The organism is uncultured Paracoccus sp. (genome assembly GCF_947496875.1).
GTDB lineage: Bacteria > Pseudomonadota > Alphaproteobacteria > Rhodobacterales > Rhodobacteraceae > Paracoccus.
On sequence record NZ_CANMEH010000038.1, the window covers coordinates 1 to 12,319 of the forward strand.

The window sequence follows — 12,319 nt, forward strand, 5'->3', positions numbered from 1 at the left end:
CGAGATCATCGAGCGTTCCGACACCGCGAGTGGGTCGAGGTTCTGCCGCGTCGACGGGTCGTCGAGCGAACATTCGCGTGGCTCAGGCAGTGCCACAGATTGGCAAAGGACGAGGAGCGATCGTTGGAAAGCTCAACGGCCTGGACCCTGATCGCGGGCATCAGGCTTATGACACCGCATCTCGCAACATACTGCGATTTCGCATGAACTCAGGCTCTCAAGCGGGCCGCGCGCCCGTCCGTCAGTTTGCGTCAGAAGGCATAGCGCATGCCGACGAGCAGGTCGAAGGTCTCGAACTTCCCGTCGAAGCTCTCGTCGTCGGGGCCGTCGAAGTCACCCGACTTCGTCTGGAACCAGCGTCCCTCGGCGTAGAGGCTCACCTTGGGGTTCAACTCGTAGTCAACGCCGCCGATCAGCTGGTAGGCAAGCAACGTCTCGGCGTCGAAATCCTGGCCGCCGGCGCTCATCTCCACGTTGGCCCCGCCGATGCCGCCGCCGAGATAGGGCTGGACCACCCCGGTCGCGCCCATGCCGTCGAACATGTAAAGCGCATTGAACATGAAGGCCCTGGCAGAAGTGTCGCCGTCGGCCTGGTCGCCTTCGCCACGGTCTGTGACGGTGAAGTCGGCGTTGCGGTAGGCGTATTCGATCTCCGTCGAGAGGTTCGGCGTGACGGCCGCGCCAACCGCGGCGCCCAAGGTATACCCGGTGTCATGGTCGAAACTGGGGAGGGCGATCTGCGTCCCGTTCTCCGTGAGGGTGGAGTCGAGGCTCGACGGCCAAGTCGCGCCCCCGAAGCCCTTGACGTAGACTTCTCCCAGCGAAAACGCTTGAGCGGACGCCATCTCCGCGCCCCCCACCAGCGCGGCGATCGCCACTGCCGCGCCCACAGATGCCTGTTTCATGAACCTCTACCTTTCTCTGCTCCTCACCCAGACACAAACTTACACCACCCGGGATCGATGTGTATTGATTTCGGCGGGACGGTGCGGACACGGACGAATACACGGTCGACGGCGCGGGGCCGGGTTGAAGGCGGACCATCGACGGCCTGATCGCGGGGGCCATGGTATCGCTGAGAATCTCAAGGCCCTTTACGCTGACCGCAAACATCCGGCTCATGGCGCGGGCACTGTGAGTTCACATGATCTTTCGATGCGGGCTCGTAGAAGCTAACAAAACCTTCTGATCTGGTTGAGGCCGATGAGGACGCAACTGAGGAGGACGAAAGCCTCCGCGCCGGGCGATATGAGGCGTGATCCTGTGCTTCCGGGACTCGCTCCGGCAGCGGTGATGGTGGTAAGCCTTGTCGGAGTGGAACTTGCCGGAGCGCTTACGGGACAGGCACGGCCGTGGCGGACGCCTGGCACGGCATCCAGAGTGGGCGCCAGCATCAATCTATCGTGCCGAGTGGCCGGGCTCAGGCGCACCCCGAGCGGGGTGCTCCGGTAGCGCCCGGCATCAGGCCGGAGGTGGTGGACCACGTCGTTGCGACGGAGCCAGCGCCGGGCGTGTCAGGTGCTGGCGATGGACCGGTCGAACCTGCGCTACCGGAGCTTACCCCCCGACGATGCCGAGGCGCGGGCAGCGATGAAGACCGTCGCAGCGGAACGCCGGCGGTTCGGCTACCGACGCATCCACATCACGCTGGAGCGGCAGGGAATTGTGATCAACCTCACCAGCAGGCCGACGGCAAATCGCGCGAGATGCTGAATCTAGAGCCGCTGTGGGGCAGGGCGGTGTTCTGGTCGGCGACCAGGAGGATCTGCGCTCCATTGGCGGTCAGCGCCTCGAGCAGCGATCCGAAATAGGTGACCCGCCGCCGTAGACCGAACGCCACGACGACGTCACCCTGCGCGACACCGGCGACGCCTTCCGCAGGGGTCTGGCCGAAGGGCGTCACAGCGGGCGACATAGGTGAGGGTGGGCAGGTCAACCCCATGCTGAACGCCTCGCGCGTGGAAAGATCGAAGGCGACGACGAGATCCCCGGTGGCTTGATCATCTGGGTGGACCTTCTCTGAGGGGATCCGGCCGGATCGTGCCCGGTGTGGAATGCGCGGCGCCGACTGGGGCCGCAGGGCGGCGGGCAGGCGACGGCTCAGAAGGGGTTGCCGGCCCTACGCATTTGTTGCCGGGCTACCGTCCAGCGATCCGGCGAGACGGCGGCCGTTGCGCAGGCTGGAGCAGAGTTCTGCGGGCTTCCGCGGACGACTTCGGAATCATGGTTTCGCCGTTGATGAGCCCACGACAGATCACAGAGGCCGAGGAGGCACTGCTCTGGCTGCGCTGGCTCCTGAAGGACGACGCGCGGATCGCCTGGCTTGCGCGCGAACCGCACGCCGTGGAAGCCCACTTGCCGGGAGTTGGGCATCAGCCGCGCCAACGCGAACCGACACTGGCGGTGCGCCTTGCGGTCATCGTGTGGCGGCTGAACGGAAAGAGCGTGCCGAGGAAACGGTCGATGAGGTTCGTGATGGCGCAGGCGGCAAGCCGCACGACGCGCTGACATTGACGTTCCGCATGGTGGTCGAGTGGGACCACCCGCCGTTGATCCACGTCAAGGCATCGCGCCCGGGCCGGTCGCATCGTGGCATGGCGGCGTCAGCGAGGTTCGGCCATGTGTTTCGCGACGGCGAGTTTTGGGGCGGGGGTTGTCCTGATCCCGCTTGGCGGCGTCGCGCTGGCGCGGGCGGGGAAGACGGATCGCCGCTATCTGACGCTTGCGGCCTTTCCCGTTCTCTTCGGCGTGCAGCAGATCTTCGAGGGTTTCGTCTGGCAAAGCCTCGATGGTCCGGTGCCGCCCGCGTCTCGCGCCGCCGCAATGGTACTCTTGCTCTTTGCCTATTTGCTCTGGCTGGTACTGACGCCCCTTGCCGTAATCCTCGTGGAGGAACGGACCTGGCTGAGGCGGGTGTTCCTCGGCATCACAATATTCGGTGGGGCGTATGGCCTGTCGCTGTTCGCGCCGCTCGTGGTCAATCCGGACTGGCTGGCCGTTGAAACTGCCCGGGGCTCGATCCTTTACGACACCCGCCTGATCTATGACGGCGTGGTGTCGAAGATGGTGCTGCGCGTGACCTATGCAGGCGTAATCTGCCTGCCTCTGCTCCTCTCCACAGCCCCCGGCGTTCGGCTTTTCGGCGTTCTGGTGACCCTTTCGGTGCTGCTGGCCTTCCTGTTCGCCACTTACGCCTTCACCTCGATCTGGTGCTACCTCGCGGCAGTGGTGTCGGCCTACGTCGTGTTCTTGATAGACCGGCTTCAGATACCTTCCCGCCGCCTGGTCTTTGGCGCCTGAGGTCGGAGCGCATCACGCGCCGTGTCCTCCTGGCACGGACGGTTGTCGAGCAGCTGTCAAGCTTGCAGGCGCTCGCGAACACCTCCCGCCCCCGAAACAGGTCGTGGTCTGGAGTGATTGGTCGTGAGCAGCCTGCCTTCGCATACCCGCGGAATGTTCAAGCTTGGGAGTCGAAGCATTCCGCGGTATCTTTGTTCCTGCTCCGGGCAAGTTGAGCACCAGTCATGCGTCCTTTCCTCTGCCGGAGTGACAGATTGACCCAGCGAGCCCTGGCAACAGTTCCCGCATACCGCGCTTCGGTCAGGCAACTTCACCGCAGGAAACAACCGCAATGAATGCTTCAGCGTCTTCAAGCGTGACTGGTCCCATCCATTTCTTCGGCAACAGCCTCACCGAAGATGGCAACCTGTTCGAACTGGCTCAGGGTCTTGTCGCCGAACCGGCCCTCCTCTCCTATGTCGGGACAGACGGCCGGCTCAGCAACGGGCGCACCTATGCTGAGTACGTCGACGATCTGCTTGGCGTGCCCCAGGGCGGGAACTATGCCTTGGCTGGGGCCGAGGCGGTGGGCACCCAGCGTCTGGGAGATTTCTTCACGGAACTGGGGTTCACGAACGCGCTGCTCGTTCCCGAAACCGATCCGCGGCTGGATCTGGACACCAATCTCGGCGCCCAGGTGGATCGCTTCGCCGCCGACATGTCCGGAACCCCGCTGGGGGACGCGACAGGCTTTATCCTGGCCGGCAGCAACGATTTCCTCACCATCACGAGCCCCTCCGACGCGCCGGTCGTCCTGGCCGCGGCAGTGCAGGCCACGTTGTCGGCCGCGACTGATCTGCTCGGCCTTGGCATGGGCGAAGTCGTCATTTCCACCCTGCCGGTTCCACTTTTCTTTCCCGCTCTGGGTGCGCTCGACCCCACGCAGGCGGCACAGTCAATCGCCCTCTCGGCCGCCCACACCGTTGGCCTGCGACAAGGGGTCGAGGCGCTGCAGGCACAGGGACAGGACGTGCGGCTTCTTGACATCCAGCCGATCACACGGGCCCTGTTGGAGGATCCCTCCGGTTTCGGTCTCATCGCGCCCTGGAGTCTCACGCTCGAGACCGGTGCGCCCGACGCGCTGGCCGGGTACGATGACGATCAGGTGGCGTTCTGGAACCCGCTGCATCCGACCACGGCCACCCACGGCATCCTGGGTGCCTACACGGCCTTCGCTCTCGAGCATGCCCCAACCGAACTGACGAACGGTTCGGACGTCGTGGCGACCGGAAGAGGCGCCGATCTGGTGTTGGGGCTGCAAGGTGACGACGTCATCAGTCTCGGGCGGGGGAACGACCTCGCCTTCGGCGGAAGCGGCCGCGACAGCATCCTGGCGGGAAAGGGCAACGATCTCGTCTCGGGTGGGTCCGGCAGCGACCTTCTGATCGGCCAGCACGGCCGTGACGTCCTGAGCGGCGGCGAAGGCTCGGATTGGGTCTTCGGCAACCAGGGACAGGACGTTCTGATCGACGGGTTGGGCAGCGACCGCTGCTGGGGCGGCAGTGGAGCGGACCAGTTCATCTTCACCCAGGCTGAGCTGATCGGCGGGATAACGGGGACCGACTCCGACCTCTTTGTGGGCGGCAGCGGCACCGACACGCTTTGGCTGGTCATCGACACCGACACCGCAAGCGAGCTTGGCGACGAACTGACGGGATCCGACCCGCAGGCGGCCTTGGCCACGCTCGGTCTCAGGATTCAGGGCGTCGAGGAGGTCCGGGTCATCGAGGGACGTGCCGGTCTTGCGACGCTAACCGGAGAGACGTGGTACCAGGAGGCGGATATCTGGGGACTGGTGTGACGCCACGCCCAAGGCGGGCCTTCCCTGCCGAACCGGCGCGGATGGGAGAAGAAAGCTCGTTTGTCGCGACTCGGGCGTGCTGTCCGGCAAGCCCGAGTTGCAAGCTCAAGAGTGGCAGGTGTAAGCTTGGTGAACTGTCATCATTCTTCGGCTTATCGCGGAGGTCGGTGTGTTTGCTTTAGCTTGCAGACATACGGAAGACTGTCACCGAAGAATGCGGTCAAGCCGATCTTCCCTGACACCAACGCTGCCTGAATGGGATGCGCGGTCACTGTCTCCGAAATGCCGAGCTCGTCACGCGCACGGCTCCAATCCGCGTCGAGCCCCCGCCCGACATAGATGCGTGACCGTTCTTCGAGTTCCGCCTCGGGCGTTTCCTTCAGCTCGTGGGTCTCGCGCGCGATGTCGGCCTGCTCCGCATCGGTCTGCGAACTGACGGAGACGTATTCGCCGGTCGACATCGCTCCGGCGACGAGACCGGCAAGTCCGGCGATCACGATCTCGGGACGCCCCGAACCTGCCGCCGCGACGCCGACCACGAGGCTGGCCGTTGAGACGAGGCCGTCATTCGCGCCCAGAACAGCGGCGCGCAGTCAGCCGCTGCGATGCACCATGTGGACTTCGGAATGGGAGAACCTGCTCATCTGAAAGAGCCTTTCGGACTATGCGGCGGTAGATGCGGGCCGCGGCCGGCGGCTGGCAGTTGCATCGGCAGGGCTGCCCGCGACCTGACCTATCGGTCCCGGCACAATCCTGAGCGCCCGCAGTGCGTTCAGGATGACCGCCACGTCGATCATCTCCTGCAAGAGCGCGCCCTGCACGGGTGTAAGGTATCCGAAAGCTGCGGCGATCATGCCCAGGACCGAGAGACCGATCCCGGCCGCGACGCTCTCAAGGGCGATCCGTCTCGAACGCTGAGCGACCTCGATCCCCGGTAACAGGCGATCCAGGTGATCCACCAGCAGCACGACATCCGCCGCCTCGGCCGAGGCCGCAGCCCCGCGCGCGCCCATTGCGACGCCGATGTCGGCGGCGGCCAGCGCGGGCGCATCGTTGACACCATCGCCCACCATCATCACCGGGCCGTTCTTGTGCTCTGCCAGAACCAGCATCACCTTCTGATCTGGCGTCAGATCGGCGCGCACGGCGTCGAGCCGCAGTCCCTCCGTCACTGCCTCGGCCACGGCCCGACGGTCGCCCGTCGCCAGCAGGATGCGGGCGATCCCCAACCCGCGCAGTCCTGCGAGCAGGTCGGCGGTCCCAGCGCGCAGCGCGTCGGCCATCACCAGATGACCCATCAATTTGCTGTCCACGGCAAGCGACACGACCACAGACCCCGCCTCGACGACCGCGCCTTCAGGTTCGGCGACGCCTGACTGCGAGGCAACGAAACCTGCGCCCCCCACGACGACCCTTCGTCCATCGACGGTTCCCGCGACGCCTTCGCCCGGCGCCTCGACGACTTTCTCGGGAATAGGTAGGGCAAGCCCGCGCGCCCGCGCCGCCGCGACAATCGCCTGGGCGATCGGGTGTTTCGAGGCCTGATCGAGCGCGGCCGCGAAATACAGAATGTCATCCTCGGACATGTCGCCATGCCTGTCGATCGACACGATCTGTGGTCGCCCGTCTGTCAGCGTCCCGGTCTTGTCCAGAATCAGCGTCCTAATCCGGGCCAGCGCCTCGAGCGGCTTCGCCCCCTTGATCAGAACCCCGAAATGGGCCGCCCGCGAAAGCCCGGCCACCAATGCTACGGGCACCGCGAGGATCAGCGGACAGGGTGTCGCGACCACCAGGACCGCAACCGCGCGGATCGGATCTCCGGTGAACCACCAGGCGGCTGTCGCCAGCGCGACCGTAACGATCAAGAACAGCAGAGAATACTGGTCGGCCAGCCGCGCCATCGGCGCCTTGGACTTCTGCGCCTCCTCGACCAGCCTGACGATCCCGGCATAGGTGCTGTCGGCAGCTCGTCTCGTGACCCGGAGATCGAAAGCGTCGCCCGCGTTCGTCGAGCCGCTCATGACGTCCTGCCCGTGCTCCAGCCTGGCGGGCATCGACTCGCCGGTCAGTGCCGACTGGTCGAGCATCGCGCGCGCGCTCTGAACTGTCCCGTCCACGGGGGCAACGTCGCCCTGGCGGATCAGAAGCAGATCGCCCGGCGCGATGTCGTCCAGAGGCACCTCATCGAGCGCGCCGTTGCGGTGGCGAGTGGCGGTCCGCGGCACGCGGGACAGAAGATCGCTCATCTCACGCCGGGCACGACCCTGCGCGAAACTCTCGAGGAAGGTACCTCCCGAATACATCAGCGCGACCACCGCCGCCGCAAGTGTTTCGCCGAACAGAAGTGCTGCCGACATCGACAGCGCCGCCACGATGTCCAGCCCGACCTCGCCTTGGCCGAGACTGCGGACGATCTCGACACAGAGCGCCGCAAGGACCGGGACGACACCTGCCGTCCACGCGACCATGGCAAAATCCGGCTGCCCCATCAGCCAAAGTACAAGGCCTGCCACCAGACCAAGCAATGCGACGCCCAACAGGGCGACATTCAGGCGATTCTGAAACAAAGATGTCATCTGGTGCGTATCCCGTCGTCAACCACGCGCTCGGGGTCGAGACGGATCTCGAACAGCCGTCCCACTCGGGTTTCGCGAAGATGATATCCCTCACGGTCAATGAAGAGCGCACTCAATTTACTTCTACGCGCCAATTTCCCCCCCTCCAAGCTTCCTTTCACCATGCAGGCCGTCGCCCAGGCGTCAGCCTCGGCACATGTTCTTGCCCGTCGCTGCCTCGGGCGCGGTCAGGCGCTCGGCCGCAGGGAAGACCGACAACGCAGCGCCGCTGAGCGTCCGCACCGTCACGAGCGCCAGAGCCTGGTCAGCGGCACCGCGACCTCGTTCGGGCTATCCCGCATCTCCTCGACGGCGGCGTCAATGTGCAGGGTGTAGCCCGCATCGAACAGCTGACCGCGCAGCGCTTCCTGCTTCAGCTTCCTGTCAGGAAGAAAGACGCCCCGCTGACGGGCGGGAGGGGAACTGGGCACGGGCGCCGCATGACGCCCCTGCGGAACCGATGGGCTCCGCCTCAGGCGAACTCGAAATGCTCGAAGCGGACCCGTCGCGGTGTCCGTCCTAGTGCCTTCAGCCCTTTCAGTAGCCCGTCTTTCAGGCCTCTCGGGCCACAGAACCACAGATCGGCATCCCGGATTTCGAAGGGCGCCATCTCGGCCAGCCGCTCGGCCGTCAGGCGACCATCGCGTGCAGTTGCGACCAGCCGATAGCTGAACCGCGGATTGCGGGCCGCTGCCGCTCGCAGGGTCTCCAGCCCGATCGCGTCTTCGGGCGTGCGCACACAATGGACGAGATGAATGTTCCGCCGCTCCGCCTCGGTCAGGCTCTCTGCCCATGCGAGGAACGGCGTGATGCCAATCCCCCCCGCAAGCCAGATCTGGCGCGCACCACCCTTGCGGAAGTCGAACCGACCGTAGGGGCCCTCAACCTGCACGCTCATTCCGGTCCGAAGGACGTCAGGCAGGCGCCGGGTCCAGCCACCGAGCCCCTTGATCGACAGGGTCAGCGCGCCGTCCGGGCGGGGGGCGCTGGCGATCGTGAAGGGGTGCGGTTCGGACAATCCCGCCTCCGGTGCGCGAAAAAAGGCGAACTGCCCCGGTCGCCAGCGCATGGCCCGCCCCTTGGGGCTGAGCGTCACCGTGGTGGTGTCCCCGTGTCGGCTTATCTCGCTGACCGTGAACTCCCTGCGCCGCAGGCGGGGGGCGACAAGTTCGGTGTGCACCCAGGCAATCACTCCGGCGAGACCGAAGGTGTTCAGGAGCACCGAGAGTGACGGATCAACCCCGGTCGGCATGTCGACGAAGAACTGGTGAAACACGATGATCGCGAACAGGACGCCCATGAACCGATGGCTGAACCGCCAGATCTGATAGGGAAGCTCCAGCCCGATGAACGGCAGCCGGCGGAACCAGCTGATCGTGATCAACACGAGCAGCGCGTTGAAGGCAAACTCGCCTGCCTCTTCAGCCAGCTCACCCAGCCCGGTTTCACGAACCGTTCGCTCGAAATCGGGTTCGACCTGTTGGTGCAGGATCATGAGGACCAATGCCGAGATGCCCAGCCACTTGTGGACCCGGTACATGCGGTCTAGCCCGCCGAACAACGGCTCCAGCAGACGCGGGCGTGCGGCGAGGATGAGGGTCTGACTCATGGCGACGACGGCCGCGGCCCCGACAGCGATGCCGACGGCTGCATCCGAGCCATAGGACGCATACGTGGTCAATCCGAGCAGCCCCGCCAGAGCGCACAGCAGGGCGACCAGCAATGGGCCAGACAGATTCAGAACGTTGCCAGCAGCTGTGGACCAGTGGATGGACAGCCGCGGCGGCGCCGGACTCACGCGCCCTGCGAACTCCACCGGGTCAATCCCTGCCCCGCTCTTCGCGGTCCTTGCGGGAGGGATGGTCCCCTTCGTATTCGTCGTCGTCTTCGTATTCCAACTCGATCACGTCCAGCGTGGCGGGATGGACGGTCACCTCGATACGGCGCCCCTCGGTGTCGCGACCGTCGATCTCGTAGCAGCCGTCGTCGATCTTGATGCGGCGGACCGTCCAGCCGTTCTCTTCGGCCAGACGCTGAACCGCATCCCGCGGCTGCCAGCCCGCCATCGGCACGAAGCAGTCATCGTCGGCCCAGGCCACACCGGGAAGGGCTGCGAGAAAGCCCAGCATTGTCACCATCCGCTGCATGAGCCAGACTCCTCGGGTGCGGCCACCATGAGCAACTCCTGCGCGGCGAAGCTGACAGGAGCCTTAAGTCCTGCATCCGGCCGTGTCAGCTTTGCGTCAGCCACACGGATCATGGAGGGTGGTGGGAAAGGGACCGGGTCGACCATGCGCATCCTGCTGATCGAGGACGACACCGTGCTGGGCGCCGCGGTGCGCGATCAGATCGCGGGCGATGGCCAGTCGGTCGACTGGGTGATGCGGCTGGATGCGGCCAGAGATGCGATGGCGGGCGCCGCTTACGACTTGGTCCTGCTCGACCTGATGCTGCCGGACGGTCGTGGGATCGGGTTTCTGAAGGATCTGCGCGCCCAGGGCGACGTGACGCCGGTGATCATCGTGACCGCGCTCGACCAGGTGTCGGATCGGATCGAGGGGCTGAACGTCGGCGCCGACGACTACCTCGTGAAACCGTTCGACCTGTCGGAACTGACGGCGCGCATCGGCTCGGTCGCCCGGCGCTATGCCGGCAACCCGAACCCGATCGTCACCCATGGCGCGCTTGAGATCGACCTTGCCGCACGCAGCATCCGCCGCGACGGCAAGCCGGTCCACCTGACCGCCCGCGAGTGGGCCCTGTTCGAGGCGTTCCTGTCACGTCCCGGTCAGCTTCTGTCCAAGGCGCAGCTGGAAGAAAAGCTCTATGCCTTCGACACCGAGGTGGAGAGCAACACGATCGAGGTGCATGTCAGCCGCCTGCGCAAGAAACTCGGGGCGCAGTTCATCGAGACCGAGCGCGGCATGGGCTATCGACTGGGCAGGCCGTGAGGCTGCCGCGAAGCCTGCAGACCCGGCTGGGATTGCAAGCCGGTCGCCCTCGCATCGCCGCAGACTGTCGCGTGCGCCGTGCTCCGATCATCTGTACGGGCAACGCGAAGGAAGGATTCGCTCTTGTTGATCCTCGTCAAGCCTGCGGTCCGAGCTCTGTGCGATGATCCGTTTGTGGACGTCGAAAGAAGGGCTTGTCATCAGGGAGGTTGGGATGAGCTTCGCTATCCCCAAGTCGCTCAAGACTGAGCACGATCATCTTCACAAGGATCTCAAGTTAGCCACCACCCAGGGCGGCCGTACCGGAGACGCCGCGCGAGTGGTAGCTGACCGGCTGCATGCGCATTTCGAGCGTGAGGAGGAGTTTGCGATGCCGCCGCTCGGGCTGCTGGCGGCCGTGACCGGGAGCAGCAGCGGACCTGAGATTTCTCCTGACGAGACCAAGAAGGCCATCACCATGGCCGACCGGCTGGCAGACGAACTGCCGCACATGTTGGCCGAACATCAGGAGATCGTGGCCGCCCTCCACTTGCTGATTGCGGCTGCGCAGGAGGAAAACCACCCGGAGGTGGTGGAGTTCGCCGAGAAGTTGATGCTGCACGCGCAGACCGAGGAGGAGGTGCTTTATCCGGCGGCCATCATCGTTGGTAGATACCTGAAGCTCGAGGCGCAGGTGAGGTCGGGGACGGCGTCTGCCATCTCCGTCTGATTTATATGCATCTTCTTGCGGGCGAACTCGGACACCTGCTCGCTGACTTCGCGATCGAAGAACATTTCGCCGAAGGAGTCCCGCCAAAGCTCCGCGCCAAACGCGGAAGGCGAGGACGCTCGGATAACAGCACTGCCGAGCGGGCAACGCGCGCCATCGCGCTTGTCCCGGACTACGGGATGACCAAGGTCAACGAACTGCGGCCTTGGGGTCAGAGCCGGCAGCGATCAGGCGAAACGCTTGCGAACCGGATCAGCGTCCTGCGCTTTCGCCGGAGTTCGATCCGCACCGGCCAGCGGCGAGGAGGAGGCTCTTCGACTTCATCCCTCGGTGCGCTGCATAATTCAGGCTGCCCCCGCTCGTGTCGCCTCCATCCGGTTCAGGGGAGTTCGCCTCCGCCCTCGGGAGAGAAGTCCGTCGTCTTGCGGAGCGCCACGCCGACGACGACAGCCCAGACGATCGTCCGAAGGCTCATCGCCAACGCCGTCCGCATCTCGTAGGCGCCACCGAGCAGCACATGCGCTCCGAAGGCGATCAGCACCAGGACCGTCGCGACAAGGATCGCGATCGAAAGCCGCACCGCCCAGGACTTCCGTTGGAACAACCCGATACCGGCCGCCACATAGGCAAGCCGGCCAGAAAGTTGAACCAGAGTACGAAAGGGACGGCGTCGCCGACCGCGGCGCGTGCCTGGAGCCCGCCGAAAAGCGCGCGCGCTCCCGAAAACACCGTCAGAAGACCAAAGAGAACGACAACGACTGCCGCCGTCGTGACGTCCCGCCGCTTATCGTCCATCTGCCGTTCCGGGCTCCGGCTCTTCCTCTTCGCCCCAGAACTCGCGGTCCTCGGCAATCCAGCGGTCGGTGCCGCCATCCAGCAGCGCCACATTGTCGTGGCCGTAGTA

10 protein-coding genes and 5 pseudogenes are annotated in these 12,319 nt (G+C 65.2%); 6 read left to right on the forward strand and 9 right to left on the reverse strand.

The features are described from left to right. A pseudogene (locus Q0938_RS18295) lies at positions 1-207 on the forward strand (transposase); the annotation flags it as partial. Between the two features lie 44 nt (positions 208-251). Here the strand turns inward: Q0938_RS18295 and Q0938_RS18300 are convergent. From Q0938_RS18300 to Q0938_RS18310, 3 genes and pseudogenes are all read right to left on the reverse strand, one after another. Further along, positions 252-905, reverse strand: coding sequence for an outer membrane beta-barrel protein (locus tag Q0938_RS18300; RefSeq protein ID WP_299365412.1), 654 nt, complete (start codon positions 903-905; stop codon positions 252-254). Between the two features lie 328 nt (positions 906-1,233). Continuing rightward, a pseudogene (locus Q0938_RS18305) lies at positions 1,234-1,448 on the reverse strand (IS5/IS1182 family transposase); the annotation flags it as partial. A gap of 227 nt (positions 1,449-1,675) precedes the next feature. After that, on the reverse strand, positions 1,676-1,942 hold the full coding sequence (locus tag Q0938_RS18310) for a hypothetical protein (RefSeq protein ID WP_299365414.1): 267 nt from the start codon (positions 1,940-1,942) through the stop codon (positions 1,676-1,678). Between the two features lie 281 nt (positions 1,943-2,223). On the opposite strand from Q0938_RS18310, the gene Q0938_RS18315 reads away from it, so the two are divergent. The 3 genes from Q0938_RS18315 (at position 2,224) to Q0938_RS18325 (ending at position 5,140) form a co-directional block, all read left to right on the forward strand. Continuing rightward, entirely contained in the window at positions 2,224-2,508 is a 285-nt protein-coding gene (locus Q0938_RS18315) for a hypothetical protein (protein ID WP_299365416.1), read from the forward strand. Positions 2,509-2,619: 111 nt separating this feature from the next. Further along, complete coding sequence (locus tag Q0938_RS18320; RefSeq protein ID WP_299365418.1) at positions 2,620-3,300, forward strand: DUF6629 family protein; 681 nt, start codon at positions 2,620-2,622, stop codon at positions 3,298-3,300. A 355-nt stretch (positions 3,301-3,655) separates the two neighbouring features. Then, the gene (locus Q0938_RS18325) at positions 3,656-5,140 is read left to right on the forward strand and encodes an SGNH/GDSL hydrolase family protein (protein ID WP_299365420.1); all 1,485 of its coding nucleotides are present in this window, start codon (positions 3,656-3,658) and stop codon (positions 5,138-5,140) included. Between the two features lie 236 nt (positions 5,141-5,376). Here Q0938_RS18325 and Q0938_RS18330 read toward each other — a convergent pair. The 5 genes and pseudogenes from Q0938_RS18330 to Q0938_RS18350 form a co-directional block, all read right to left on the reverse strand. Next, positions 5,377-5,733, reverse strand: a pseudogene (locus Q0938_RS18330) (VIT1/CCC1 transporter family protein); the annotation flags it as partial. A gap of 69 nt (positions 5,734-5,802) precedes the next feature. After that, positions 5,803-7,716: a heavy metal translocating P-type ATPase gene (locus Q0938_RS18335; protein WP_299365422.1), complete on the reverse strand. Its 1,914-nt coding sequence runs from the start codon at positions 7,714-7,716 to the stop codon at positions 5,803-5,805. A 302-nt stretch (positions 7,717-8,018) separates the two neighbouring features. After that, a pseudogene (locus Q0938_RS18340) lies at positions 8,019-8,105 on the reverse strand (DUF2271 domain-containing protein); the annotation flags it as partial. Between the two features lie 122 nt (positions 8,106-8,227). Then, positions 8,228-9,436 (reverse strand): ferric reductase-like transmembrane domain-containing protein, encoded by a 1,209-nt coding sequence (locus tag Q0938_RS18345; RefSeq protein ID WP_299365424.1) that lies wholly within the window; start codon positions 9,434-9,436, stop codon positions 8,228-8,230. A gap of 139 nt (positions 9,437-9,575) precedes the next feature. Beyond that, positions 9,576-9,902, reverse strand: a complete 327-nt coding sequence (locus tag Q0938_RS18350; RefSeq protein WP_299365426.1) for a PepSY domain-containing protein — start codon at positions 9,900-9,902, stop codon at positions 9,576-9,578. A 144-nt stretch (positions 9,903-10,046) separates the two neighbouring features. Between Q0938_RS18350 and Q0938_RS18355 the strand changes: the two genes are divergently transcribed. Together Q0938_RS18355 and Q0938_RS18360 are read left to right on the forward strand one after the other, a co-directional pair. Continuing rightward, entirely contained in the window at positions 10,047-10,706 is a 660-nt protein-coding gene (locus tag Q0938_RS18355) for a response regulator transcription factor (protein ID WP_299365428.1), read from the forward strand. Between the two features lie 214 nt (positions 10,707-10,920). Next, positions 10,921-11,415: a hypothetical protein gene (locus tag Q0938_RS18360; RefSeq protein ID WP_299365430.1), complete on the forward strand. Its 495-nt coding sequence runs from the start codon at positions 10,921-10,923 to the stop codon at positions 11,413-11,415. Between the two features lie 379 nt (positions 11,416-11,794). Here the strand turns inward: Q0938_RS18360 and Q0938_RS18365 are convergent. Further along, positions 11,795-12,210 (reverse strand): annotated as a pseudogene (locus Q0938_RS18365) (hypothetical protein). Positions 12,211-12,319 lie beyond the last annotated feature (109 nt).